Annotated in this window: 21 protein-coding genes and 3 pseudogenes; 12 read left to right on the top strand and 12 right to left on the bottom strand. The window is 62.1% G+C overall.

Annotated elements, in window-relative coordinates:
• A partial coding sequence (locus K675_RS0101730; protein WP_017901782.1) for an MATE family efflux transporter occupies window positions 1–751 on the bottom strand: 751 nt, incomplete at its 3' end.
• A 151-nt stretch (window positions 752–902) separates the two neighbouring features.
• On the opposite strand from K675_RS0101730, the gene K675_RS0101725 reads away from it, so the two are divergent.
• On the top strand, window positions 903–1,823 hold the full coding sequence (locus tag K675_RS0101725) for a LysR substrate-binding domain-containing protein (protein WP_017901781.1): 921 nt from the start codon (window positions 903–905) through the stop codon (window positions 1,821–1,823).
• 185 nt (window positions 1,824–2,008) lie between these two features.
• A complete protein-coding gene (locus K675_RS0101720) occupies window positions 2,009–3,985 on the top strand; it encodes a methyl-accepting chemotaxis protein (RefSeq protein ID WP_017901780.1) in 1,977 nt (658 codons plus the stop codon).
• Window positions 3,986–4,142: 157 nt separating this feature from the next.
• On the opposite strand, the gene K675_RS0101715 is transcribed toward K675_RS0101720, so the two are convergent.
• The 3 genes and pseudogenes from K675_RS0101715 to K675_RS33500 form a co-directional block, all read right to left on the bottom strand.
• Window positions 4,143–5,636: a YifB family Mg chelatase-like AAA ATPase gene (locus K675_RS0101715; RefSeq protein WP_017901779.1), complete on the bottom strand. Its 1,494-nt coding sequence runs from the start codon at window positions 5,634–5,636 to the stop codon at window positions 4,143–4,145.
• Between the two features lie 469 nt (window positions 5,637–6,105).
• Window positions 6,106–6,654: a hypothetical protein gene (locus K675_RS0101710; protein WP_017901778.1), complete on the bottom strand. Its 549-nt coding sequence runs from the start codon at window positions 6,652–6,654 to the stop codon at window positions 6,106–6,108.
• A 279-nt stretch (window positions 6,655–6,933) separates the two neighbouring features.
• Window positions 6,934–7,071, bottom strand: a pseudogene (locus K675_RS33500) (BRO-N domain-containing protein); the annotation flags it as partial.
• Between the two features lie 383 nt (window positions 7,072–7,454).
• On the opposite strand from K675_RS33500, the pseudogene K675_RS34035 reads away from it, so the two are divergent.
• Together K675_RS34035 and K675_RS34030 are read left to right on the top strand one after the other, a co-directional pair.
• Window positions 7,455–8,273 (top strand): annotated as a pseudogene (locus K675_RS34035) (cache domain-containing protein); the annotation flags it as partial.
• 12 nt (window positions 8,274–8,285) lie between these two features.
• Window positions 8,286–9,128: a methyl-accepting chemotaxis protein gene (locus K675_RS34030; RefSeq protein ID WP_420066320.1), complete on the top strand. Its 843-nt coding sequence runs from the start codon at window positions 8,286–8,288 to the stop codon at window positions 9,126–9,128.
• Window positions 9,129–9,232: 104 nt separating this feature from the next.
• Here K675_RS34030 and K675_RS0101700 read toward each other — a convergent pair whose 3' ends face one another.
• A complete protein-coding gene (locus K675_RS0101700; RefSeq protein WP_017901776.1) occupies window positions 9,233–10,843 on the bottom strand; it encodes a methyl-accepting chemotaxis protein in 1,611 nt (536 codons plus the stop codon).
• An 84-nt stretch (window positions 10,844–10,927) separates the two neighbouring features.
• Window positions 10,928–11,737, bottom strand: a complete 810-nt coding sequence (locus K675_RS0101695; RefSeq protein WP_017901775.1) for an EAL domain-containing protein — start codon at window positions 11,735–11,737, stop codon at window positions 10,928–10,930.
• Window positions 11,738–12,134: 397 nt separating this feature from the next.
• Between K675_RS0101695 and K675_RS0101690 the strand changes: the two genes are divergently transcribed.
• Both K675_RS0101690 and K675_RS0101685 read left to right on the top strand, forming a co-directional pair.
• Window positions 12,135–13,112, top strand: coding sequence for an AraC family transcriptional regulator (locus tag K675_RS0101690; protein WP_017901774.1), 978 nt, complete (start codon window positions 12,135–12,137; stop codon window positions 13,110–13,112).
• Between the two features lie 7 nt (window positions 13,113–13,119).
• On the top strand, window positions 13,120–14,154 hold the full coding sequence (locus K675_RS0101685; RefSeq protein WP_017901773.1) for an AraC family transcriptional regulator: 1,035 nt from the start codon (window positions 13,120–13,122) through the stop codon (window positions 14,152–14,154).
• Here K675_RS0101685 and K675_RS0101680 read toward each other — a convergent pair.
• The 5 genes from K675_RS0101680 to K675_RS0101660 all read right to left on the bottom strand — a co-directional run bounded on the left by K675_RS0101680 (window position 14,141) and on the right by K675_RS0101660 (window position 20,508).
• Window positions 14,141–15,961: a monovalent cation:proton antiporter-2 (CPA2) family protein gene (locus tag K675_RS0101680; RefSeq protein ID WP_017901772.1), complete on the bottom strand. Its 1,821-nt coding sequence runs from the start codon at window positions 15,959–15,961 to the stop codon at window positions 14,141–14,143. The genes K675_RS0101685 and K675_RS0101680 overlap by 14 nt on opposite strands.
• A 76-nt stretch (window positions 15,962–16,037) precedes the next feature.
• Window positions 16,038–16,682: a hydrolase gene (locus K675_RS0101675; protein ID WP_017901771.1), complete on the bottom strand. Its 645-nt coding sequence runs from the start codon at window positions 16,680–16,682 to the stop codon at window positions 16,038–16,040.
• Window positions 16,683–16,963: 281 nt separating this feature from the next.
• A complete protein-coding gene (locus K675_RS0101670; protein ID WP_017901770.1) occupies window positions 16,964–18,604 on the bottom strand; it encodes a GMC family oxidoreductase in 1,641 nt (546 codons plus the stop codon).
• A complete protein-coding gene (locus K675_RS0101665) occupies window positions 18,601–19,122 on the bottom strand; it encodes a twin-arginine translocation pathway signal protein (protein WP_017901769.1) in 522 nt (173 codons plus the stop codon). Before K675_RS0101665 ends, K675_RS0101670 begins: the two co-directional genes overlap by 4 nt.
• 15 nt (window positions 19,123–19,137) lie before the next feature.
• Window positions 19,138–20,508, bottom strand: a complete 1,371-nt coding sequence (locus K675_RS0101660; protein ID WP_017901768.1) for a cytochrome c — start codon at window positions 20,506–20,508, stop codon at window positions 19,138–19,140.
• 526 nt (window positions 20,509–21,034) lie between these two features.
• On the opposite strand from K675_RS0101660, the pseudogene K675_RS34025 reads away from it, so the two are divergent.
• Both K675_RS34025 and K675_RS34020 read left to right on the top strand, forming a co-directional pair.
• Window positions 21,035–21,817 (top strand): annotated as a pseudogene (locus K675_RS34025) (MCP four helix bundle domain-containing protein); the annotation flags it as partial.
• Window positions 21,812–22,675 (top strand): methyl-accepting chemotaxis protein, encoded by an 864-nt coding sequence (locus K675_RS34020; RefSeq protein WP_420066319.1) that lies wholly within the window; start codon window positions 21,812–21,814, stop codon window positions 22,673–22,675. The pseudogene K675_RS34025 and the gene K675_RS34020, both read left to right, overlap by 6 nt.
• Window positions 22,676–22,730: 55 nt before the next feature.
• Here K675_RS34020 and K675_RS0101650 read toward each other — a convergent pair whose 3' ends face one another.
• Window positions 22,731–22,991 (bottom strand): accessory factor UbiK family protein, encoded by a 261-nt coding sequence (locus K675_RS0101650; protein WP_017901766.1) that lies wholly within the window; start codon window positions 22,989–22,991, stop codon window positions 22,731–22,733.
• 406 nt (window positions 22,992–23,397) lie between these two features.
• Here K675_RS0101650 and glnK point away from each other — a divergent pair, with 406 nt between their 5' ends.
• The 4 genes from glnK to sutA all read left to right on the top strand — a co-directional run bounded on the left by glnK (window position 23,398) and on the right by sutA (window position 26,183).
• Complete coding sequence (gene glnK, locus K675_RS0101645; protein WP_002555808.1) at window positions 23,398–23,736, top strand: P-II family nitrogen regulator; 339 nt, start codon at window positions 23,398–23,400, stop codon at window positions 23,734–23,736.
• 35 nt (window positions 23,737–23,771) lie between these two features.
• Window positions 23,772–25,112 (top strand): ammonium transporter, encoded by a 1,341-nt coding sequence (locus tag K675_RS0101640; protein ID WP_026144827.1) that lies wholly within the window; start codon window positions 23,772–23,774, stop codon window positions 25,110–25,112.
• A gap of 213 nt (window positions 25,113–25,325) precedes the next feature.
• Complete coding sequence (locus K675_RS0101635) at window positions 25,326–25,751, top strand: secondary thiamine-phosphate synthase enzyme YjbQ (RefSeq protein ID WP_017901764.1); 426 nt, start codon at window positions 25,326–25,328, stop codon at window positions 25,749–25,751.
• 102 nt (window positions 25,752–25,853) lie between these two features.
• The gene (sutA, locus tag K675_RS0101630) at window positions 25,854–26,183 is read left to right on the top strand and encodes a transcriptional regulator SutA (RefSeq protein ID WP_017901763.1); all 330 of its coding nucleotides are present in this window, start codon (window positions 25,854–25,856) and stop codon (window positions 26,181–26,183) included.
• Window positions 26,184–26,372: the final 189 nt, after the last annotated feature.

Raw genomic sequence — 26,372 nt, 5'->3', positions numbered from 1 at the left:
GGGCCCCGCCAATCGGCAGGCCCAGCCGCCACAGTTCGCGCAGGTACTGCCCGTTCGGCCGCGACAGGCCCCGCAGCAACGGATAATCGCGATACGCCGCATGCCGGCGAATGTGCCAGGCCAGGGCCAGCGCCATGCAATTGGCGACGATGGCCGTGACCAGGCCGATGCCGGTCAGGCCCAAGCGTGGCAGGCCGAACATGCCGGTGATCAGCGCATAGTTGAGCAGGAAGTTGGCCACGGTTGCGCACAAGCTGATCACCATCACCGGCGTGGCCCGCCCCAGCGCACTGGTGAAGCCGCGCAGGGCCATGAAGCTCAGGTAGCCGGGCAGGGCGAAGGGCAGCGCCAGCAGGAACTGGCCGGCGGCCTGCACGTTGCTCGGCGTCTGGCCGAACAGCAGCAGGAGCGGCTTGAGGTTCCACAGCAGCAGGCCGGCCCCCAGTGCCATGGCCCAGGCCAACCAGAGCCCGGCCTGGGCCAGGCGGGCGACGCCTTGCGTATCCCCGGCACCATGGCGGATGGCGACCAGAGTGCCGACCGCGGCGATCACCCCGAGGCAGAAGATCGACACGAACGAATAGCTCGCCGCGCCCAGGCCACCGCCGGCCAGGGCTTCGGGACTGAGCCGGGCCATCATCAGGGTGTCGGTCAGCACCATCAGCATGTGCGCCAACTGCGAGGCGATCAACGGCCCGGACAGCCGCAGGATGGCCCCTAGTTCGGTACGTGCTGGATGCTGCATGATCATCGGACTCGCAGAGTGGCAGGAGGGTCAAAGGATGGATTCTCGGCGCTTGCATGGCTTTGCACAAAGGGATAAAAACGATTGCTCGCATGATAAAAACTCATGCTGAAGTTTCTGCCAGATGCTGTTCCATCCCGTTTTCGGAAGGTCCCCGATGTCCCGCCGTCTGCCCCCTCTCTATGCCCTGCGCGCCTTTGAAGCGGCGGCGCGCTACAGCTCGTTCACCCGGGCGGCGCAAGAGCTGTCGATTACCCAGAGCGCGGTCAGCCGGCATATCCGCACCCTGGAGGAGCACTTCGCCTGCCGGCTGTTCCAGCGCAACGGCCGCAACCTGCAACTGACGGAAGCCGCGCGGCTGCTGCTGCCGGGCATTCGCGAGGGGTTCGGCGCGCTGGAGCGGGCCTGCGATACCTTGCGCACCGAGGATGACATCCTGCGCATGAAGGCGCCGTCGACCCTGACCATGCGCTGGCTGCTGGCCCGCATCAGCCGTTTCCGGCACCTGCAGAAAGGCAACGAAGTCCAGCTGACCAGCGCCTGGATGGACGTCGACAATGTCGACTTCAACCAGGAGCCGTTCGATTGCGCGGTGCTGCTGGGCGTCGGGCATTTTCCGCCGGACTGGGAATCCAGCTACCTGTTCTCCGAATGGCTGATCCCGGTGGGCGCACCGGCCCTGCTCAACGACCAGCCCTGGGATGTCGAACGCCTGGCCGCCACCGAACTGCTGCATCCGACGCCGGACCGTCGCGACTGGCGTAACTGGTTGGAGCGCATGGGTCTGTCCGATCGCATCTCCCTCAAGGGTGGCCAGGTGTTCGATACCCTGGAACTGGGGATGATTGCCGCGGCCCGTGGCTATGGTGTGTCCATGGGCGACCTGCTGATGGTGGCCGAGGACGTCGCCCAGGGACGCCTGAGCTTGCCCTGGCCGACCGCCGTGGCCAGTGGCGAAAACTATTACCTGGTGTGGCCGAAAACCCGCCCCGGCGGCGAGCGCCTGCGCCGCCTGAGCGACTTTCTGCAAGGCGAGGTGGCCGCCATGGAGCTGCCTCAGGTCGAACGCCTGGGCTGAGCGCACAACCCTTCGGTCAGATTTCTGGCAAATATCCCTCCGATTTGCTCAAGTATCTGTAGGAGCAGCCGACTGTAGCGACATGGAACCTTCGTTCAGAAAGGCCTCTCACGACTCAACTATTAAAAAAAGCCGGGTAGGGCCATGGGATAAGGATGACCCGGCCACTCGGTCAGGAGCTGTTCATGCCTCAACCCCGTGCCCGAATTGCCACGCAGCTCGGTCTTGCGCTCTCCGTCATCCTGGCGGTGGTGATCAGCGGCAGTGCCGTATTTGCCCTGCGCTCGCTGGATTCGGCCAACCTCGATACCCGCGAAGAGCATCTGGCCAGCGAAGCGCGCCTGCTGGCCGACCAGTTGAACACTTTCCACGGCACCTTGCGCGAAAGCACCCAGCGCCTGAGCGGGCTGTTCGAGAAGCGCTTCAGCAGTGGCCTGAGCGTGCGCACCGATGCGCCGGTCAGTGTGGCCGGGACCCAGGCTCCGGGCCTGTACCTGCGCGACAGTCTGCTCAACAATGACTTCAGCGAAGTCGACGAATTCAAGCAGATGACCGCAGGGGTCGCGACCCTGTTCGTGCGCAGTGGCGACGACTTCATCCGCGTCAGCACCTCCCTGACCAAGCAGGACGGCAGCCGCGCCATCGGTACCCTGCTCGACCACCAGCATCCGGCCTATGCCAAGCTGATGGCGGGCCAGAGCTATGTCGGCCGCGCCTTGCTCTTCGACCGTTACTACATGACCCAGTACACCCCGGTGCGCGACAGCAGCGGCAAGGTATTCGCGGTCCTGTTCGTCGGTTTCGACTACACCGATGCGCAGAAGGCGCAGTTCGACAACCTCAAGCGCTTCCGCATCGGCACCACCGGCTCCCTGGCGCTGCTCGACGAGCAGAAGCGCTGGCTGGTGGCGCCGGCCGCGGTGAACGACCCCGAGCAGGCGGCCAAGGTGATCGCCGACCTGGCCAAACAGCCGGGCCAGGGACGTTTCTGGAGCGACAAGAGCGACGACATCTACAGCGTCGCAGTGCCTTTCGACGATGGTCCGTGGTCGGTGGTGGCGAGCATGCCCAAGGCTGAAATCAGCGAAGTGACCTGGAGCGTCGGTATCCGCCTGGTGCTGGGCAGCCTGCTGGCGATGCTGCTGGCGGTCGCGGCGGCGGTCTGGCTGCTGCGCAGCAAGCTGCGTCCCCTGGGTGACCTGGTGCGCCAGGCTCAGGCCTTGGGCGCGGGCGACTTGAGCGTACGGTTGAATGTGTCGAGCCACGACGAAATCGGCCAACTGGCCGCCAGCTTCAACCAGATGGGCCAGGCGCTGTCGACCATGGTCGAGCACATCCGCAAGGCCGCCCAGGAAGTCAACGGTCGTGCCCAGGCCCTGTCCGGCCTGTCGAGCGGCGCCTACGAAGGCATGGAGCAGCAGTCCGGCGAAATCACCAGCATGGCCGGTGCGGTCGAGGAGTTCAGCGCCACCTCGCTGAATATCGCCGACAACATGAGCAACACCGAGCGTCTGGCCCAGGAAAACGCCCAGCAGACGCGCATTGGTCGCAGTTCGATGGAAGAGGCGTCATCGTCCCTGGAGCAGATCGCTGCCGCGCTGGGCAGCACGGCGACGGTGATCAACACCCTCGGCCAGCGCTCTCAGGAAATCGGCGGCATCGTCGGCGTGATCACCTCGATTGCCGAGCAGACCAACCTGCTGGCGCTCAACGCCGCCATCGAAGCCGCCCGCGCCGGCGAACAGGGGCGTGGTTTTGCCGTGGTCGCCGACGAGGTGCGCAGCCTGGCGGGCCGTACCCGCGAGGCGACGGATGAAATCTCCAGCATGATCCACAGCATCCAGCAGGAAACCGGCCATGCCATCCAGACCATGGAGCAGGGTAACGCGCTGATGCAGGAAGGTCTGTCGCGCAACGCCAACGTCGCCTCGGCGCTGCAGCGCATCGACGAACAGAGCCGCTCGGCCGGCCAGCAATTCGCGGCCATCACCACCGCTACCCAGGAACAGAGCAGCACCGCCACCCTGCTCAGCAGTAACCTGCAGAGCATCGCCCTGGCCAACAGCGAACAGCGCGAAGTGGTCTCCAACCTGGCCCAGACCGCGCGCGAACTGGAAATGCTGGCGGCGGAGTTGCGGCAGGAGGTTGATCGGTTCCGTTGAGGCGGCGTCGGTCTTTAGATCCATTCGCGGGCAAGCCGCGCTCCTACAGTGCCGAGTCGTACATGGACCTTATATACGACTCGGCACTGTAGGAGCGCGGCTTGCCCGCGAATAGGCCTTCAACCTCACCGCAGTACCAGCCACTATCCCGGCCATCTCAGGCACTACCGGGCCGATACTGCAACGCCTCGGCCAGATGCTCCCGGCTGATCATCTCCACCTGCTCCAGATCCGCCAACGTCCTTGCCACCTTCAGCAACCGATGCGCGGCCCGCAGCGACAGGGTCAGGCGCTCGCAGGCTGTCTCCAGCCAGGTTTCATCGGTTGTGGATAACGTGCAGTGCTGGCGCAAACCCTCCAGATCGAGAAAGGCGTTGGCACAGCCCTGGCGCTGTTGTTGGCGCTGCCGGGCTTCTGCAACTCGCTCGGCCGCCTTGGTCGTGGTGTTTCCCGGCTCCTTGACCGGGTTCAACGCCGTGGCCTCGCGGGCCACGGTCAGGTGCAGGTCGATGCGGTCCAGCAGCGGGCCCGACAGCTTGTTGCGATAGCGCTGGATCTGTTCCGGCGTGCAGCGGCAAAGGTTGGTCGGGTCGCCAAGATATCCACAGGGGCACGGATTCATCGCCGCCACCAACTGGAATCGAGCGGGAAAACGCACCCGGTCGCGAGCGCGGGAAATCACGATATGGCCCGACTCCAGTGGTTCGCGCAGCACTTCCAGCACCTTGCGGTCGAACTCCGGCAGTTCATCGAGAAACAGCACGCCATGATGGGCGAGGGTGATCTCGCCAGGACGCGGTCTTGTTCCACCACCGACCAGCGCCGGCCCGGATGCGGAGTGGTGGGGCTGGCGAAACGGCCTCTGTGGCCAATGGGTCAAGGGCACATGGCTGGCGACCGACTGGATGGCCGCCACTTCCAGGGCCTCATGTTCATCCAGCGGCGGCAACAGCCCGGGCAGTCGGCTGGCGAGCAGTGTCTTGCCGGTACCGGGCGGGCCGCTGAACAAGAGATTATGCGCGCCGGCGGCGGCGATCAGCAGGGCACGCTTGGCGGCGAGTTGACCCTGTACGTCACTCAGGTCCGGGTAGGGCTTGGCCTGGTGCAGCAGGCCGTTGGACTCGAACGGCTTGATCGGCGCGTGGCCGTTGAGATGGGCGACCAGTTGCAGCAGATGATCGACGGCAATCACCGTCAGTCCGCTGGCCAGCGAGGCTTCCTCGGCATTGGTCAGCGGCACCACCAGCGTCCGTCCGGCGGCGCGGGCGGCCAGGGCTGCCGGCAACACGCCTTGTACCGGGCGAATGGCGCCGGAGAGCGCCAGCTCGCCCAGGCACTCGATGCTGTCCAGCGCCAACGCCGGCACCTGCACGCTGGCGGCGAGAATGCCCAGGGCGATGGCCAGGTCAAAGCGTCCGCCGTCCTTGGGCAGGTCCGCTGGCGCGAGGTTCAGGGTGATGCGCCGGGCGGGAAAGTCGAGGGCCGAATTGAGGATCGCACTGCGCACGCGGTCCTTGCTTTCCTTCACGGCGGTTTCAGGCAGCCCGACCAGGGTCAGGCTGGGCAGGCCGTTGGCGAGATGGGTTTCGACCGTGACGGCAGGAGCTTCCACACCGACCTGGGCGCGGCTGTGGACGATGGCCAGGGACATGTTCCTTCCTTGAACGTGAGGCGGATTTGTTGCGGTTCTGGAAGGCTAGTCGAGTGAGGGGGAGGGTTGAGGGCTTTTGTGTGTCCAGAAAAAACGCCCATGAATGGCGCTATGCCTGTAGCACTGAGGCAGCGAGCCCACCGCAATTCCCTGTAGGAGCCGGCTTGCTGGCGATGGCGTCCTTTCTGCTTCTGGAGATTTTGCTGGATGGCCGCCTTCGGCGGATCGTCGAAACGCCGCCCGCAGCAAGCCGCCTCCCACAAGGGGCAGCAAAGTGATTCCGGATGATGTGAAATGATCAACGGCCCTTTAACTTATCAACCAATAGTTGAATAATGGACCCACTGAAAAGGTAGCGCTGACCGGTGAAAGCGTCCATCCACCTCGCAAGAGGTCCGCACCATAGAGTGGGATAACCAAGAGATTCCGGATTAAAGAAGGCCCCCGCATTTGCGGGGGTTTTTCTTTTTCAGCGTGGCACTTTGATCTCTTTGCCCTGAAACCGGTTCAGCAGGATGAAGTCGAATCTGATCGGCTTCGTGTACTTCAACGGATCGTAGCGTTCGTGTGCGCTGTTCACGAAAAGGTTCAGGTGAGCGCCTTCGGCTTTCTTGGCCCTGCTGACGGTAAAGAAGACTGCGTAGTCGAATGCGCGCCCTTCATGCACGACCTCAACGGTCACGAACTCCTCTCGGCCAGTGTGCATGCACCTGCGTGTTCTCAAGGTGGCGATGATGTCGGGCAGTTGCTTCGATAGCTCCCAGCGAAGCCGGCAGAACACTCGCTTTTCGCGCGAATCCGCATACCAGCTCTCTGGATGAACCTGTTCATTGGCCTCGGCGGTGCGTGAGAAGCAGTGCAGTCCGTAGGTTACATTCACCTGTAGCGTCAGGCTGGGTTTGTCACCTTTGGAGGGTAAGGTGACCTCCCAGAGATGTGGCGCCAGATGGCTCAGGTCATAGACCACGCCTTCTATGGTGGCCGGCCTCCAGGTAATACCGCTTGTTGATTTTTCCATCAGCGCGTTTGTTCAAATCCGGACTGTTGCCATCCTGACGTCGGCTGGCTGAGTCGGTGGGCCACAATCGCCCAATGCACACATCCTGAATGAATTGACTGAACGAGCCTCTTGGAAGGCGGGACGCTCTTCGGTGGGTGAAACCGCGTTTTCGATAGCTTATAGGCGCAGGGTGAGCATTTTTGTATGTCTATAGGCATACGGTTTTTGATTACCGCATGCTGGCGAGGACATGACAGATGTCCTCGCTGTTTCGCTTTGAAGGGCCGCGTTCGATCTTCAGGAAAACGGTGGAAACAGTCGTGATGCACGTTTCCACCATGGTTTTCTGTGTATATCTGGCAGTTGCTCTCCCACCGGCAGCATATGAGGAACGTCTTGCAACCGAATCCACGGCTGGTTGTTCCAGTGCAGCAGAAGCGCGTGTAGGTTGAATTTGTTACGGGTGAAGACGTGAGGAACCAGGTGGGTTTCAGCGTTATTCATCGAGACAGCCCCTTTTGCTTGCAGGGCTGCCGATAACCGTCGCCAAACGATTGGGTGGCAGCTGTACGCGGGTTGGCGAACCGGAGCAAAAGGAATCCGGCAGACCCGAAGGTCTCCCAGTATTGGAAGGCTAGTCGAGTGGGGGAGGGAGGCTGGGCGCCATTGTGTGTCTAGACGATTCGTTGTCTGTGCCGTGCTGTGGAAGTCAGCCTCGACGATGCCACTTCCGTGTCTGTACCCGCCTGGGTTCAGTTCAAGATTTTCCCAATCTGCCGATACAGTCTGCATCATAATATTAATAATTGGCGGCACGCATGAAATGGAACATTCGTAATAAGGTCTTGATGCTGGCCATCATTCCCGCATTTTTCACCGCTCTTGTCGTACAGTTCCAGGCCATTTCCGAGCAAAAGGCCTTGAGCGAGCGCAGCTTGGAAGAAACCCGCCAGAACTTGTTGAAGACGCGAAAGGACGAGTTGCTGCATTACATGGATATCGCCTTCACGGCGATCAAACCGCTCTATGAAAGCCCTGATGCCCAGTCTCCCGAGGTCAAGAAAGAAGCCGCCGATCGTTTGCGGGCGTTGCGCTATGGCAACGACGGTTACTTCTTCGCCTATACCGACAAGGGCGATCGTGTCTTTCTGGCCGGGAAAGACGAGGGTAAGAATTTTTGGGATCTGAAGGACACCAACGGTGTTTACCTGATCCGCGAGTTGATTGGTGCGGCCAAGCGCGGCGGCGACTTTGTCACCTATTACTTTCCCAAGCCGGGCGACAGCGTGTCCTACCCGAAGTTGTCCTACTCTCGTTATCTGGAAAAATGGGGTTGGACGCTTGGCGCCGGTTTTTACATTGATGGTGTCGATGCCCTGATCAATGATCAGATGCAGCAACAGCAGAAGGCGCTGGATGAGATGCGCATCAAGCAATGGCTGACACTGGCCGTGCTGTTGGTTGCTCTCGCCGCTCTGGCTTCTTGGGTGGCGGCTTCGCTTGTGCGTCCTATCCGGCTGCTGACGAACAACCTGCAGCTGCTGGCCTCCGAAGATGGGGATTTGACGCATCATCTGCCGGTTGATGGCAATCAGGAAACAGCCGCGATGGCGAATGCCTTCAACCTGTTCGTCAGCAAGATTCGCGACATGATTCTGGACTTGACGCGTTGTGTGCATGCCCTGCAAGAGCGCAACGATCAGTTGCGTCATAGCACTCAACAGGCAGCTGATGCCCTGGTCCGTCAAAATGCCGATGCCGAACAGGTCGCTCACGCGATGGAGCAGATGGCGCAAGCCACTCACAATGTTGCGGAGTCAGCGCAAGGCGCTGCCCGGATGACACGTGATACCGATGAGCAGGCCCGCGCCATCCAGCTCAACGTCGATGAGACGATCCAGTCGATCGGTGGCCTGGCCGCCGATATCGAGACGGCGGCACAAGACATTCAGACGCTCGGTCAGGACGTCGAGTCCATCGGTTCCATTCTCGATGTCATTCGTGCGATCGCCGAGCAGACCAATCTGCTCGCCTTGAACGCCGCGATAGAAGCCGCCCGTGCGGGCGAGCAGGGGCGCGGTTTTGCCGTGGTCGCCGATGAAGTCCGTTCGCTGGCATCGCGCACTCAAACGAGCACACAAGAAATCCAGGCAAAAATCAGTCAGTTGCAGCAGGGCTCACGCGCCGCGGTGCTGGCCATGCAGAACAGTATCAAGGTGAGTGAAGTGGCGGTGGCCAAGGCCAATGGCACGGGGCAGATCCTGTCAGGCGTGAGTCAGGCCGTATCGGACATTACCGGTATGAACAATCAGATTGCGACGGCCGCCGAAGAGCAATCGAGTATCAGCGCAGAAGTGAACCAGAGTCTGACGCAAATATCCCGTCACATCAGTCAGACGCAGGGCATGACGGCGCAGAATAATGAGATGAGTCAGGATCTCGACCATCTGGCGCGAGAGTTGGATCAACTGATCAAGCGCTTCAAGGTTTGACCGATGCTCTGCGCCGGACAAGGCTTCCGCCGTCTGGCCATGCACGATCAGCACGTTCCTTGTGCTTGCGAATGCTTGCCCGCTCAACCTCGCGTGCTGCTCACTCAGAGCGTAAACCGCCCGATCGTCCCATTCAGCTCGCCGGCCAACTGCGCCAGCGCCTCGCTCGCCCCGGTGGTCTGGCTGGCACGCACGGCGGACTGGGCGGAAAGGTCGCGAATGCGCACCAGGTTCTGGTCGACCTCCCGGGCGACCTGAGCCTGTTCCTCCGAGGCACTGGCGATCACCAGGTTGCGTTCATCGATCTCCGCCACCGACTTGACGATGCTCGACAGGGCCTGATTGGCGGAGGTCGCCTGGCTGTGGGTCTGCTCGGCCTGCGAGGTGCTGAGTTCGAGGGCCTTGACCGTGTTGTGCGTACCGACATGCACCTGTTCGATCATGCTTTCGATTTCCCGGGTGGACTCGCCGGTACGGTGTGCCAGGCCACGTACCTCGTCGGCGACCACGGCGAATCCCCTGCCGGCTTCACCTGCCCGGGCCGCTTCGATCGCGGCGTTGAGGGCCAGCAGGTTGGTCTGCTCGGACACGGCGCGAATGACTTCCAGTACCTTGCTGATCGCCTGGGTGTGGCCCGAAAGCAGTTGCGCCTGGGCGGATGCGTCACCCACGTTGTGTACCAGGTGGCTGATCGAGCCCAGGGTCACCGTGAGTTCCTCCTGCCCTGAGCGCGCGGCGCTGCTCGAGGCGCGCGACGCTTCGGAGGTCGAGGCCGCGTTGCGCGCCACTTCCTCCACGGCCTGGGTCATTTCCGTGACGGCGGTGACCGCCATCTCGATTTCGATGTTCTGTGAGTTCAGGTCTGCATGGCTGTCGCGCATCAGCGCATTGAGTTCTTCCGCCGCGGATCCGAGCTGGTTGGCGGCAGCGCCTATCTGTTGGAGCATCGTGTGCAGATTGCCGCGCATGCGTTCCATCGACTGGAGCAGCAGGGCGGCCTCATCGACACCGTCGATGTCCGTCGCGAACTGTCGCAGGTCGCCGGAAGCGATCTTTTCCGAGCTGCCCAGGGCCTGACCGATGGGGCCCGCCAGGCTGTGGATCAATCGCCAGGCGAGGATCAGCGTATACAGGAGCGACAGGAGCAGCACGATGCCGATCACCCATTGAGCGCTATGGTAGGCGGCTTCAGCGGCAGCGGACGATCTTGCCTTGGAGTCGTCGTTTATCGTTTCGAGTTTTTTCAACTGCTCCTTGATCTGTCCGGCGATCGCCACCATCTTGTCGATGATGATCTCTTGGGCCTCTTCGTGTTTGCCGGCCTTCAACAGGTTATAGCCCGCTTCCGTGTTTGTGCCGTACGTGGTGAACAGCTGGACAATGCTGTCGACCGCCGACTTTTCCTCGGCAGTGGTGATAAGGGGGCGATACAAGTCGACGGCCGTATTGAACAGCTTCTGCTTTTCCTGAACTTTCGCATAAGCCTCGGGTAATGCCGCCGGGTCCACCGACAACAAGCGAACCACGTCGGTCCTGGTGTTCGAGAACGCCAGCGCGATATCGTCACCCAGCGCGATGCCGGGCAAGGCATCATTTTCGATCTTCTGGCCTTCCTCTCTCACCTTGGCGATCTGCATCAGGCCAAAGAGACCCAGCAACAAGACAATCAGGACGATCGAGCAGAAGCACAGCAGGATCCGATTGGCGATTTTCATTTTTCGCAGCAAGATTCTTTACCTCGATTCAGTCGTCAGAAGCCGGACAATGGCAAGATCGCCAGGGGACCGGTGGAAGTTGCCTCAGGCCGGATGGTTTTCGATCACGCACTCAGTGGAGGTTCCGGGCAAAAGGCGCTGGGGCCTGCCGACCAGAAAGCCCTGCATCCAGGTGGCAGCGCAGTCCATCAGGCGTCCGGTATCACCCTCGAACTCCACGCCCTCGGCGATCACATGGGGCGCCAGGGTTTTGCACAGCCCCACAAGATGCCGGAATGCCTCGCCAGCCACGTCGCAAGTCCGAGCACGCTGCAAGTAGCCCTTGTCGATTTTTATGATGTCCGGCGATGCTGTGCGGATGAACTCGAGGGTGCTGAATCCGGAGCCAAAGTCGTCAACCGCCAACATGCAACCCAGGCTTCGCATGCGAATGACGAACTCCGCGGCCGCGCCGTGATTGGAGGAGGCGCTTTCGGTTATTTCAATGACGAGCCTTTGGGCCAGGCCTGGCTCGGCTCGCAGCTGTGAAATGATGCAGCTCCATCGTTCGTCCAGCACCGCACTTTGCGCCGATATGTTGCAGCCCAGGTGCATGGTCGGATACTTTCTCAGTTGGCCGAGAATACTCGACACGACGCAATGATCGAGCGCCCTGATGCAGTTCCGTTCTTCCAGTACCGGAAACGGGTTGAGTCTCATTGGCCCATCACAGTGCCTCAGCAGCCCCTCGTAGTACAGATTCGTATTCGATTCGACCGACATGATCGGTTGAAACGCGAGGAAGAAGTGCCCCTGTGCAAGTTCTTCGTAGAACCAGCGAACAAAATCCGGTGTTTCTTCGGATGAAACGCTGCAGAACTCCAAACTGGAGTTCATGTTTGTGCGAGAGGCCATTGGCTTCACCTTCCGGTTACAGGCACCTGCTTATTTTATGGGGCGGAAGTCTCAATACGACGTCATTTTGTTTTGCAGCGACAATTGAACGGCTCCGCCTCGTATTTATCCTGAAAAGTCCGGGGTGATGTTCGATAAACATCGGGTATGTGCGTGCGCGTCCCCGGATAGGGGGACAATACGACTGGAAGTGCAGGAGGTGGCGATGAGCTATTAATTGGCGAATGATCACACCGGCGTATCGACTTGCCTAGTGTCTTGAGATCCTTTTATGATGTCCGCTCGCGCAGGTCACCCTTCGATAGTCTGGGCTCAGGTGGTATGTGGTCATTGGAAATTCTCAGGGTGAGCAACATTGAAACTTGTAGCGAGTGGAACAACTGACATTGACCATAGGATGTTCGCAGAGAACTCAGAGATAAAAGATATCTTTGATTCTTATAAGTCGAAAATAGCCGATTCGGTCGAGTCCGATAAACTGGATTTCGCCCTGGTTTATCGCTTGCTTGATGAAGTGCACGCGTCCAGCGGGAATGCCGATAGCGGGCTTGCGGTGTATCAATATGTTCAGCCGTATCTCCTGGGCGTCCCGGGTTACTCGGTCATGTCCAGTCCCACGATCGGCATCGCGTTGCAGCGTCTGGTCAAATACTATCCACTGCTCACGGCTGCATCATTCATCGATCTGGATGAGCGCTGCGACAGTCTTGTCATGACGTTGCACATCAATGGTGCTCCCGGCTCCGGGGTTCCACGGTACCTCATCGACGCCGCCGCCGCTGCCATTCTCGGCCTCGTCCATTGGCTCGGTCACCCCCTGAAAATCCAGCCAACCCTGGTGCAATTGCCTTATCCGGAACCTTCCGAGACGCAAAGCCTGAAGCGGTTGTTGGGGAAACACCTCACTTTCGATGCGCCGCACCTCAGCCTGTCGTTCAGTGACGATATCAGGGAAGCGCGGGTGTTCAGCGCAAACCCTGCCTTTGAGGACGTTCATTGCCGGTATGCGGATGCGCTGCTGGACGAGCAGATAAACGGGTCGTTGGCTGAAAGGGTTCGCTCAGTGTTTTCGGCGGGTGTTGCGCAGGGACGATTGCCCTCGCTTCAGGACGTCGCGCTTGAGCTGCGCATGAGTACACGCACGTTGCAAAAATCCCTGGAGCGCGAGGGCGTCACCTTTTTCGAGTTGCAGGAGGATCTGAGAAAGGAAATTGCCAGCAACCTGCTGTCCATCCCCACATTAAGCCTGAAGAAAGTCTCTTCGATACTCGGTTTCTGCCAGCCAAGCAGCCTGCACAAGGCCTGCCGACGTTGGTTCGGCGCAGCGCCTGGCCAGTTCAGGGCCAGCAAATCCAGACAGCGGCAGGCGTATTGAGTTATCCATGTCGACTATCGCCCCCACCTGCGCTCAAGTGGTACTGGGACTGAAGGAATTGGCGCGTTCCCGTTCTCATCAGGTCCATCGCCTGCATGCCTGTCTGAGCGAAATGGCAGCGAGCGGACAGCGGGTGCCGATAGAAGATATTTCGATATTCATGGATGTTTTGCAGGCCGACTCGAACAGCCCCGATATCGGTCTGGGCTGCTATGACCTGTTTCATCCGGGCCAGCTCCAGTCCCAGCTCTACCCGATGATGTCCAGCGCCACGCTGGGGGAGGCGATGACGGTTCTTTCGCGATACTCATCGCTGTTGTCGGATGGGGTTCCGCTGCTGATCCTGGAGGAGCCCGAGTCCTACAGCATGGTTTTCCTGAGGCTGGAGTTGCTGGGCCTTTGCAGGTCCTATATCGATTGTTATCTCTCCACCATCATGGGCATCGTCCACTGGTTGCTGCCGTTGCGCCGGGTGGTGCCTGTTTCGGTATCGTTCAGCTATGACATGCCGTCCGACTGTGCCGCGCTGGAGGCTCTTTTCGGCAAGGAGCTGGCATTCTCCAGTCTCGTCAACAAGGTCACCTTTTCCGCCAGGGACTGGCACCAGAGGCTGCCGACCGCATCGCCCGAGTTGAAGCGGCATCATGAAAGCCAGGTCAACTCGCAACTGCAGCAGTTCCCGGTGAAGACCTCGTCGGTGGTGAAAAACCTCATTGCGGTGGGTTTGGCCAAGGGGCTCGTCGTCTCCCTGGAGAGTGTCGCCAGTGTCCTGAACCTCAGCCCCCGCATGCTTCGCAATCGTCTGGACGAGGAGTCGACCGGCTTCCGGGAACTGCTGGACGAATGCCGTTTCCAGTTGGCCGGCCACCTGATCGTCTCGACGGATCAGAGCCCGGTGACGATTGCGCGACGCTTGGGGTTCAATGAAACCAGCAGCTTCTATCGAGCCTGCAATCGTTGGTTCGGTTGTTCTCCCGGTGCCCATCGCCTGAAATCAGCCCGGGCGCGTTCGTCCCGGGCTGAGCCGGTCAGCTCTGCCTGACCTGCGCCTTTTCCCCCTCATCCGTATCGCTGGCAAACAACCGCGCCAGTTCCACCCGTGCTTCCTGCGCGGTCTCCATGACTTTCGAACGATCGCCGCGGACCAGGTGCTGGGCCGCCAGCGTCTCTTCGTCGTGGACCATGAACTGCTGGATCCGCCGCTGCGCCTGGGCTGTGGCGAGCCCCAGGCCTTCCAGGGCACGACGGGTCATCTCCAGGCTCGAATAGTAGGTCTCGCGCACCGGCTCGGCGCCGGCGTCGAGCAACTGGTGCACGTGCTGGCGGTTGCGGGCTCGGGCCAGGACCTTGACCTGGGGGTACAGGCGCTGCACGGTTTCTGCGGCCTTTACCGCCTTCTCCGGATCGTCCAGCGCGACAATGAAGTACTCGGCTTCGCCGACCTTGGCGGCGCTGAGGATTTCCGGACGCAGCGGGTCGCCGTAGAACACCGGCACGTGCTCGAAGTTGCGGGTCATCTCGATGGTGTCGACCGAGGTGTCCAGGCCAATGAACGGGATGCCCTGGGCGTGCAGGATGCGCGCGACGACCTGGCCGACGCGGCCCATGCCGGCGATGACCACCCGAGGGCCGTCGCTCTTGATCTTGCGGAGTTCTTCCGGCACTTCGCGGGCCGGCTGGGGCGGCGTCTTGATGAAGCGGGCGCAGGCCATCAGCAGCAGCGGCGTGACCGCCATCGACAGGGTGATGGTCATGATCAGCGTGTCGTAGGTGCGGGTGTCGAACAGGCCCAGGTTCTGCCCGAGCTTGAACACCACGAAGGCGAACTCGCCACCGGCGGCCAGCACCATGCCCAGGCGCAGGGCGGCGATGCGTGACAAGCCCCCGGCCATGCGCCCGACGAACATCAGCAGCGGCAGCTTGATGGCGATCAGCAGCAGGGTCAGGCCGATGATCAGGCCGGGGTTCTCGAACAGCAGCGGCAGGTTGGCGCCCATGCCCACGCTCATGAAGAACAGGCCCAGCAGCAGGCCCTTGAACGGCTCGATCTGCGATTCCAGTTCGTGGCGGTATTCCGAGTCGGCCAGCAGCAGGCCGGCGAGGAAGGCGCCGAGGGCCATCGACACACCGGCCAGTTCCATCAGCCAGGCGGTGCCGATCACCACCAGCAGCGCGGTGGCGGTGGCGACCTCCGGCAGACCGGTGCGGGCCACGGCGCGGAACAGCGGACGCAACAGGTAGCGGCCACCGACCACCACCACGGCGATGCTGCCGAGCACCTTCAGGCCATGGACCAGGCCGCTTTCGCCGGTTTCCTGCACGCCGGTCACGGCCAGCAGCGGCACCAGGGCGATCAGCGGGATGGCGGCGATGTCCTGGAACAACAGGATGGCGAAGGCCAGGCGACCATGGGGGCTGTTCAGTTGGCGGCTCTCGGCCAGGCTTTGCAGACCCAGCGCGGTCGACGACAGGGCCAGTCCCAGGCCGAGCACGATCGCCGCCTGCAGGCTCTGGCCGAAGGCGGCCATGGCCACGGTACCGATCACCAGGCCGGTCAGCAGCACCTGGGCCAGACCGACACCGAACACCGCCTTGCGCATCAGCCAGAGGCGCTTGGGCGACAGTTCCAGGCCGATGATGAACAGCAGGAACACCACGCCCATCTCGGAGAAGTGTGCGACGTGCTCGGCGTTGCCCATCAGTTTCAGCACCTGCGGGCCGATGAGTACGCCGGCGAGCAGGTAGCCGAGGACGGCGCCGAGTTGGAGGCGCTTGGCCAGGGGGACGATGATGACGGCGGCCATCAGGAAAATAACCGAGGCCTGTAGCAGGCTGCCTTCATGTGGCATGGGAGAATTCCCTTTCTTCAGTAAGACGTTGGAAACCCGCCAGCAGTGCAGCCTGGCGGGCTCGTGTTCGCAGGGATCAGCCCAGGGTACGTTGTGGGGCCTTGTGTACCATGGTGTAGGCGTAGTCCACGCCCATGCCGTAGGCGCCGCTGTGCTCGCGCACCAGGTCCATCACGGCATTGTAAGTGTCCTTGTGGGCCCAGTCGCGCTGGTATTCGAGCAGAACCTGCTGCCAGGTCACCGGAATCGCGCCGGCCTGGATCATGCGCTGCACGGACATGTCGTGGGCTTCCTGGGTGGTGCCGCCGGAAGCGTCGGTGACGATGTACACCTCGTAGCCTTCGGCCAGGGCTTCCAGGGCCGGGAAGGTCAGGCAGACCTCGGTCCACAGGGCGGCCATGATCAGTTTCTTGCGACCGGTGGCTTTCACCGCGTCCACCAGTTTCCTGTCTTCCCAGGAGTTCATCGAGGTCCGCTCGATCGGCTTGGCGCCCGGGTTCACGGCCAGCAGCTCAGGCCAGATGTAGCCGCTGAAGCTTTCGGTTTCGACCGAGGTGTAGATCGTCGGCACGTTGAAGATCTTGGCGGCCTTGGCCAGTCCCACGGTGTTGTTCTTCAGGGTCTGGCGGTCGATCGACTGCACGCCGAAGGCCATTTGTGGCTGGTGGTCGATCAGGATCAGGGTGGAGTTGGTTGGGTTCAGCAGTTCGCGGTTGGACATGATCAGGTTCCTTTCAAGTCGATAAAGTGTGTGAAGCGAATTCGGCACCGGCCTGGCGTTTTGCTCAGTGGCTGCGGTATGGGTGTAGTTTGGAGTTGATCCGTGATCGAGACAATCCGGCAAAAGTGAGAATGATTGATTCCAAAATAGGAACAATGTTGTCGGCGCTTGAATGAGGGCTGAAACAGCCTGCACGGGCGTTCGCGAGAAGGGGGAAGGAGGAGGGGGAGAGCGTGACAGGCCAGGGCGGCCTGTCACGTCGGCTGCGGCGGGATCAGGCGTTACGCCTGGAAATCCTTGAGCAGTTGATCGGCGATACGGATGCTCAGGGCGGCACCGGTCAGCGTGGGGTTCACGCAGGACGACGACGGCATCACGCTGGTGCCGGCGATGAACAGGTTGGCGTGGTCATGGGTACGGCAGTCGCGGTCGACCACCGAGTTCTTCGGATCGTCGCCCATGATGGTGGTACCCATGATGTGCTGGCGGTTCTGGAAGCCCACGTCGGTGCTGAGGATGTCGGCGTCGAGCAGCTTGGCGAATTGCTTGAAGTCCTCCAGGGCCTTTTCCTTGCCTGCATGCCAGTAGTCCGGAACGCTGTAGTAGATCTCCGGCACCGGCAGGCCGATGGCGTCGAACTTGGTCTTGCTCGGCGTGACGCGGTTTTCCGGCAGCGGCAGGGTTTCGAAATCCACCGCCCAGTTCAGCGAGCGCGCCGATTGCAGGCGGATCTGCTCGTCGAGTTTCGAGCCGAGCACGCCCTTGGCGATCAGGTTGGTGGTGATCTGTGAGGTCGGCACCGTGTTGCGCACCTTGATCTTGTAGCTCGGGTAGTCCTTGCGGAACCCGCCATCGCGGCTGTTGAGGTACACCAGCAACTGGGTCGGGCCTTCGCCGGGCCACATGTCTTCCTTGGTCATCACGTTCATGCTGATGCCGGTGTGGTCCATCAGGTTGCGACCGACCTGGTCGGAAGAGTTGGCGATACCGTTCGGGTACTTCTCGGAGGTGGACATCAGCAGCAGTTTCGGCGACTCGATGCCGTAGGCCGCCAGCACGAAGTAGCGCGCGCTCAGGCGGTGCTGGGTCTTGTCCGGGCGCATGTACCAGATCGCGGTGATCTTGCCGTCGTCGTCGGCCTCGATCTTGTACACCACCGAGTTGTCCAGCAGCTTGGCGCCATGCCGCTCGGCTTCGTCGATGTGCATGGAGCCATCGTACTTGGCGGCAATCGGGCAGACCGGGTTGCAGTTGTTGTTGCCGGCGCATGGCGGGCGCTTGCCGTAGGGGCGGGTGGCGCGGCCGTTGGGTTCGAGGATCGGGTTGTAGCCGCCCTTGCTCAGCAGGGTCGACAGGCGCTTGAACATGTAGCTCGGCTTCAGGCCTTCCATCGGGTAGGGGATGGAACGTGGCGGGAAGGCTGCGCCGCCCTGGCCGCTTTCGTCCTGGCCGTCGACCCCGGACACGCCCAGCTCGGTTTCGGCACGGGCGTAGAAGGGCTCCAGCTCGTCGTAGCTGATCGGCCAGTCACGGCCGCGCCCGTACAGGCTGTTGAGGCGGAAATCGTTGGGCAGCATGCGCCACAGCGAGGAGCCGAAGTGCCAGGTGGTACCGCCGACCACACGCAGGTAGGAGGTGTTGTACTTGACCGGGCCGACCTGCTGCAGATAGTCGCCGTAGGTGGACGGCGCGTGCGGCAGGCTCGGGTACGGCGAGCCGGCGCCTTGCAGCTTGGCGTTGGCCAGCGACAGCTTGACCGGGGCGTTGCGGAAGGTTTCGACGATGTCGCGGCGGTTCACCCGCGGACCGGCCTCGAGGACGATCACGGATTTGTTGGCCTTGGCCATTTCGGCGGCGATCAGGCCGCCCATCACGCCGGAGCCGATGATGACCACGTCGGCATCGTAAGCAGCACTGCTCATAGTTGGGTGTCCTGTCTATCGGTTGGCTTGTTGCCCCAGGAGTCGGGGCCACCGCCGTAGGTGGGGATGGCGAGGATGCCGTGGGTCGGCGCGTACATCAGCGCTTCGGAGTAGCTGACCAGTTCGGCGTCGGCGAGCGCGCCGACGATGCCCAGGTACCAGGCCGAGATGATGCTGGTGGCGGTCGCCTTCAGCGACGCATCCGGGTTGGGCTGGGCCAGGTATTCGTCCACGTGCTTGAAGCCTTGCGTGGTGATCAGCTGGCGCAGGGCACCGACGTTGCCGGCGAAGTTCGGCGCACGCTTGCTCAGGGCACGGTAGTAACGCGCCGCCAGCACCGGGTTGACCGGGCGGCTGACGAGGAACTGCGACAGGGCGATGAAGTCCTGGTCGTCCGCAGCCAGCACCGATTGCCACGGGGCGAGGCTGCCGACCAGGGCGGCCAGGCCCAGGGTCACCGAGCCGCGCAGCAGGCTGCGGCGGGAGAGGGTGTGGGCGGGCATTTGCTTGTCAGTCATCGAAGTCTCCATGGTTCAGGCCTCCAGGCGCCGACGACGAGCCTTGAACCTGAACAGCGCCAGGATGATCAGCAGGCCGAGAATGATCAGGCCCGGCACGCTGTATTGCGCCAGGACGGCGAGCGGTGCCTTGGGGCCGCCTTCGCGCACGCGCGCCACGTCGGCGGCGGTCACGGTGGTTTCAGGGTTGCCGTAGTGGGTCAGCACGTAGTTGCTGACGTCGGCGATTTCCTGGTCGGTGAGGCGGTCGGTGTAGAACGCGTCGGGACCGAAGCCCGGCATGTCGATGGCGACGCCGTCGACCTTGCGGTGCACGCCGTTGACGATGGTCGCGATCAGGTTGTCGGCACGGCTGGTGGCGGTGTTGTGGAACAGCGACGGGTACTCGCGGTTGCCCTGGCCGTTGGCCTGGTGGCAGTTGGCGCAGGTGCCACTGAAGATGTGCCAGCCCGGATTGTCCTGCGGCTTGCCGCCGCGCAGGGTCAGCTCGTCGTTGGAGGCCTGGCCGAAGGTGTGACGGGCCTGGCGCTCGCCGCTGGCGACCGGGGTGGTCTGCAGCAGGTAGGCGGCGATGGCCTTGAGGTCATCCTCGCCCAGGTATTGCAGGCTGTGCTCGACGGCCTCGGCCATCGGTCCGGCGGCCTGGGCCTTGCCCTCGACGTGGCCGCTGCGCAGGTAGGCGACGATTTCGTCGCTCGACCAGGCGCCGATGCCGCTGGTCTTGTCTGAGGTGATGTTCGGCGCGTACCAGGCGCCCAGCGAACCGCCGGAGAGCGCCTTGTCGTTGTCGGCGGCCATCAGCACGTTGCGCGGGGTGTGGCAGGTGTCGCAGTGGGCCAGTGCGTTGACCAGGTAGTCGCCGCGGTTGACCTGGGCGGACTTGGTCGGGTCCGGGGTGAAGCGCTTGTCACTGTGGAACAGGGCGTTCCAGCCGATCATCGAGGCACGGATGTTGAACGGGAAGTCCAGCTTGGTTTTCGGACTTGGCGCATCCACCGGCGGCACTTCATGCATGAAGTATTTGTACAGCTCGGCGATGTCGCTGTCGGTCATCTTCGCGTAGGAGGTGTACGGCATCGCCGGGTACAGGCGGGTACCGTCCGGCGTCACGCCGTCGCGTACCGCGCGGGCGAAGTCCGCCTCGCTGTAGTTGCCGATCCCGGCGGTTTTGGACGGGGTGATGTTGGTCGAGTAAATGACGCCCATCGGCGAGTTCAGCGGGTAGCCGCCGGCGAAGGCCTTGCCACCGGCACGGGTGTGGCAGGCCACGCAGTCGGCGGCCACCGCCAGGCGCTTGCCCGCCGATGCGTTGGCGTCGAGCGCCTCGGCATGGACACCCAGGCTGACGGTCATCAGGGCCAGCCACCCGGCCAGGGTATTGCTCATGGGTCCTGCCTTCTGCACGCCAGGCAACAGCCGACCCATCCTTTGCGGATGCATGTGTAGCTCCTCACGGTTTGACTTGCGCGCGTGACACCCCGTCCGGGTCATTTGAATGGCCGAACAGATAATGTCGTACGACATCGTATGTTTGCGGTTAGTATTTCACGTGCTGTAACATTTAGCCATGATTATGGCAAAAGGCCATTACGCATTTGTTTCAGTAGATGGCTCTGGAATGCATGTTTCAGAAGGTAGTTGGCCCGCCGACATCGTGTGCGCGATGAGGGGGCGAGAACGGAAGTGGTCCCATCAATCTTGCGGGAAAAACAGGTAATTGGCTTGTGCGTTTGTGCTGTGGTACGACGTCGATAGCCAAAAACCTTGCCATGCGTCAGCGGTGCCCAGGTTGTCGTCGGGCGCACCCCGGCAGCGATGGCATCCCATACCGGCCCGTCACCTGGCATCACCCGGGGGCAGGGAAATGCACACATGAACGGGTTGCTCGACGAGCACCCACAAGGATCCGCCGATGAATTGGCTCAACGATGCAAAACTCTCGACCAAACTGATCACTTCCTTCTTCCTGTGCGCGCTGATCACGCTTGCCGTGGGCATGCTCGGCGTCAGCGGTGTTTCCGCGCTGTCGGCGCGCCTGCAGGCGGTGTTCAAGAACAACCTGGTGTCGGTCGCCAACACCTCGCAGACCAAGACCAAGGCGGTCGGCCAGACGCGCGATATGTACCGGTTGTATGTCGCGACCGCCGGCAACGCTCCGCAGAGCGTCAAGGATGAGTTCCTGGCCTCGATGAAGGCCAACCAACTGGCCAGCGAGCAGGCGTTCGCCGCCTATCGCAAGGGCCCGCTGGCCGAGGACGAGCGCCTCGCCGGCGACCAGATGGCGCGCGACTGGCCGGTCTATCAGGAGCTGGTGAAACGCTATGTGGCGATGATGGCGGCCGGCGACTTGGAGAATGGCCGCGTCCTGCTGCTGGGCGACCTGCAGAAGGCCTACCGCAAGGTGATGGATCAGTTGACCATCATGATCGACTCCAACGACCGCCAGATCAGTGAGGACGCCAAGGCGGCCACCCTCCAGGAGGAAACGGCCAGGACGGTGCTGTACAGCGGCATCGTCATCGCCTTCATCACGGCCCTGTTGCTGGGCTTCTTCATCAGCCGCCTGATCAGCCGGCCGATTTCCACGGCCGTCCAATGCGCGCAACGCATCGCCGAAGGTGACCTGACCCAGCACATCACCAGCCATGGTCGTGACGAAGCCGGCCAGTTGCTCGATGCCCTGAGCGGCATGCAGGACAGCCTCAAGAACACCATCCAGCAGATTGCCAGTGCCGCCGACCAGTTGGCGTCCGCGGCCGAGGAACTGACGGCGGTCACCGACGACGGCAGCCGTGCGTTGACCCGCCAGAACGACGAGATCCAGCAGGCCGCCACGGCGGTGACGGAAATGACCTCGGCGGTCGAGGAAGTGGCGCGCAATGCCGTCTCGACCTCGCAGGCTTCGCAATCGACCAGCACGCAGGCCAGCAGTGGCCGCGACCAGGCCCGCAGCGCGGTGCGGGCGATCAACAACGCGACCCGTGAAATCACTTCGTCCACGGGGCTGGTCAAGGACCTTGCGGTGCAGGTGCGGGATATCGGTCAGGTGCTGGACGTGATCCGCGGCATCGCCGAGCAGACCAACCTGCTGGCGCTCAACGCCGCCATCGAGGCGGCCCGGGCCGGTGAGCAGGGCCGTGGCTTCGCCGTGGTCGCCGACGAGGTGCGCGCCCTGGCGGCGCGGACCCAGGCGTCCACCGGCGAGATCGAGACCATGATCCATGCGGTGCAGGACCGCGCCGACAGCGCGGTCGACGCCATGGGCAAGAGCCAGGCGCTGGTGACCGAGACCCAGGAACTGGCCCGGGCGACGGGTGAAGCACTGGAGCAGATCGCCGATGGCATCGCGCAGATCAATGATCGCAACCTGGTGATCGCCACCGCTTCCGAAGAGCAGGCCCATGTGGCCCGCGAGGTGGACCGCAACCTGGTGAACATCCAGGATCTCTCGACCCAGACCGCTGCCGGGGCGCACCAGACCAATACGTCGAGCCAGGAACTGTCGAACCTGGCGTTGTCCTTCAACTCGCTGGTCAGCCGTTTCCGGCTCTGAGTCCGCCAGGCCGTCCGGCCTTCATCCACCTGGCGCCGTCGCGGCGCCAGGCGCTTCATTCCTGAGTGGGGGCCAGTCGCGCTTCCAGCTCGGCGACTTTCGCTTCCAGGCTCTCCAGGCGCGCGCGGGTGCGGGCCAGGACCACCATCTGGCTATCGAATTCTTCCCGGCTGACCAGGTCCAGCTTGCTGAAGCCGCTCTGCAGCAGGGCCTTGAACTGGCTTTCGATTTCGTTGCGCGGCAACGGGCTTTCGCCATTGAACAGGCGGGAGGCTTGGCCGCTCAGGGCGTCGAGGAAGTCTTTGGGCGCGAGCATGATGTGGATTTCCGGAGACAGGGGCGGCCCAGTGTACCACGCGGTGTCTATAGTGATTTTCAGGGCCGGCGGTGCACGCTTTTTGCGCAATCCGCCGGGCGCTCGCGCACCGTTGTTGTGCGTACTTTTGGGGCGCCGCGCCGCTTTTCCCTTGTGAAGCTGGCCAAGCGCTTGAAATTCATGGGTTTTGCAGAGCTGGCAAGGTTTCTGCTTAGTCGCTCATGACCCATGCACTGATGCAGTCGCTGTGACCAGGCAGTGCGGCGGGCTCGGCTGATCGGCAACGGTTGGCTGGCGTCGACAGGCTGATCAGGGCCGACGACGCGTTACAAAGCCAGGCACTGCGCTTAGACTTGAGTCGGGTTTGTTTTCCTGGGGCAAGTCCACCAATTCGGGAGAGAGTTTCATGAAGCTAGTCACTGCCATCATCAAGCCGTTCAAGTTGGACGATGTGCGCGAATCGTTGTCCGAGATCGGCGTGCAGGGCATTACCGTCACTGAGGTCAAGGGCTTCGGTCGGCAGAAGGGTCACACCGAGCTGTATCGCGGCGCGGAATACGTGGTCGACTTCCTGCCCAAGGTGAAGATCGACGTCGCCATCGACGACAAGGATCTGGACCGGGTTATCGAGGCGATAACCAAGGCCGCCAACACCGGCAAGATCGGTGACGGCAAGATCTTCGTGGTCAATCTGGAACAGGCTATTCGCATCCGTACCGGCGAAACCGATACCGACGCCATCTAAGCCGCCCAAACCCCAACGCCCCAGGAGAAAACAATATGACTCTGCGTAAATTCGCAGGGCTAGGAGCCCTGTTGTCCCTAATAATGCCAGCCCTGGCCATGGCGGCAGACCCTGCTCCGGCGCCGGTGCTCAATTCCGGCGACACCAGCTGGATGCTGACTTCCACGGCCCTCGTGCTGTTCATGACCATTCCCGGCCTGGCGCTGTTCTATGGCGGCATGGTGCGTTCGAAGAACATTCTTTCGGTGATGATGCAGTGCTTCGCCATCACCGGCCTGATCACCATCCTGTGGTTCATCTACGGCTACAGCCTGGCGTTCGATGCCACCGGGATGGAAGCCGGTGTCGTCAACCTCAACTCCTTCGTCGGCGGCCTGGGCAAGGCCTTCCTGGCCGGTGTCACTCCGGCGAGCATCACCGGCCCTGCGGCGCTGTTCCCCGAGGCGGTGTTCGTCACCTTCCAGATGACCTTCGCGATCATCACCCCGGCGCTGATCGTCGGTGCCTTCGCCGAGCGCATGAAGTTCTCCGCGATGCTGATCTTCATGGGTGTCTGGTTCACCCTGGTCTATGCGCCGATCGCGCACATGGTCTGGGGCGGCGCCGGTTCGCTGCTGGGCGACTGGGGCGTGCTGGACTTCGCCGGTGGCACCGTGGTGCACATCAACGCCGGTATCGCCGGTCTCGTGGCCTGTCTGGTGCTGGGCAAGCGCAAGGGCTACCCAACCACTCCGATGGCGCCGCATAACCTGGGCTACACCCTGATCGGCGCGGCCATGCTGTGGATCGGCTGGTTCGGCTTCAACGCCGGTTCCGCCGCCGCCGCCAACGGCACCGCCGGCATGGCGATGCTGGTGACCCAGATCGCCACTGCCGCTGCCGCGCTGGGCTGGATGTTTGCCGAGTGGCTGACCCACGGCAAGCCGAGCGCACTGGGTATCGCCTCGGGCGTGGTCGCCGGCCTGGTCGCCATTACCCCGGCCGCCGGTACCGTCGGCCCGATGGGTGCGCTGGTCATCGGCCTGGCCGCCGGCGTGGTGTGCTTCTTCTGCGCCACTTCGCTCAAGCGCAAGCTGGGCTACGACGACTCCCTGGACGCCTTCGGCGTGCACGGTATCGGCGGTATCCTCGGCGCGATCCTGACCGGCGTGTTCGCCGCTCCGTCGATGGGCGGCTTCAACGCCGCGACCACCGATGTGGCCGCCCAGGTCTGGGTGCAGTGCAAGGGTGTCGGCTTCACCGTGATCTACACCGCGATCGTCACCTACCTGATCCTGAAAGTGCTGGATGTGGTGATGGGCCTGCGGGTGACCGACGAGGAAGAATCGGTCGGTCTTGACCTGGCACAACACAACGAGCGCGGCTATAACCTCTAAGCGCCTCAGAAAAAAAATGCCCGGCTTGCCGGGCATTTTTTTGTCCGGATTTTGTCCATGCGAAAAGGCCTGAAAGGATTTATCCAGAGGCATTGCGGACAAAACACCGGGCCCTGTTCCCATGGGGCAATGGCTTACAGCATGGCAGGCGTATTAGGCGCTTTGCTTTTTTCCTGAGCGCGCTAGAATGCGCGCCGATGGGCGGAGAACGGTATGTGGCAACAGACCCTGATCACCTTGCGGGCCAAGCCCCGGGGTTTTCATTTGGTGACCGATGAGTTGCTTGCGGGCTTGCCTGAACTCAAGGCATGTCGGGTCGGTCTGTTGCATTTGTGGCTGCAGCATACCTCGGCCTCGTTGACCATCAACGAGAATGCCGACCCGGCGGTTCGTCGCGACTTCGAGCGTTTTTTCAATCGACTGGTCCCGCAAGGCGACCTCGACTATGAACATAATGACGAAGGTGCGGACGACCTGCCGGCGCACTTCAAGGCCAGTTTGCTAGGCTGTCAGCTGACTTTGCCGGTAACGGCGGGGCGCTTGGCGTTGGGCACCTGGCAAGGCGTCTATCTTGGCGAGCACCGCGATCACGGCGGTGCCCTTAAAGTCCTTGCCACCCTCCAGGGTGATGGGGCATAAGCCGCTGGATAGCAGCGGATGTTGATTTTTTTCCGGCAGCCTTCGACAGTCGGCATGGCTGGGCTATAACTAATCTGCTTTTCGCAAGTCATGAGGTAGAACATGAGCGACGATGATCTGGAAAACGATGACCTCGAAGTAGGCGACGAAGACGAGAACGAAGAAGGCCTGGAAGCGTCTGCGGAAGACGTGGACGTCGCCGACGACGATGGCGGCGACGTTCCTGCTCCGACCTCCAAGGGCAAGGCCAAGGCCGCGGTATCGGTCGATGAACTGCCCAGCGTCGAGACCAAGAACAAGGAGCGTGATGCTCTGGCGCGGGCCATGGAAGAGTTCCTGGCGCGTGGTGGCAAGGTGCAGGAAGTGGAGGCCAATGTGGTCGCCGATCCGCCCAAGAAGCCGGATAACAAGTACGGCAGCCGCCCTATCTGAGTGGCGCTACCCGCTTGTAGAAAAAGCCCGCCGTCGCTGCGGGCTTTTTCATGCCTGCAGAATGGCTGGATCTGGATCTGCAGCGGAAGTAGAGGCTAGGGCAGAAGCTGAGGCTAGAGCAGAAGCTGAAGCTAGAGCAGAAGCTGAAGCTAGAGCAGAAGCTGAGGCTAGAGCAGAAGCTGAGGCTAG

The sequence above is a fragment of the Pseudomonas fuscovaginae SE-1 genome, assembly GCF_000364705.1.
In the GTDB taxonomy this organism is placed as follows: Bacteria; Pseudomonadota; Gammaproteobacteria; order Pseudomonadales; family Pseudomonadaceae; genus Aquipseudomonas; species Aquipseudomonas fuscovaginae_A.
Note: the sequence above shows the minus strand (reverse complement) of the source record. Positions and strands in the feature narration are given on the sequence as shown.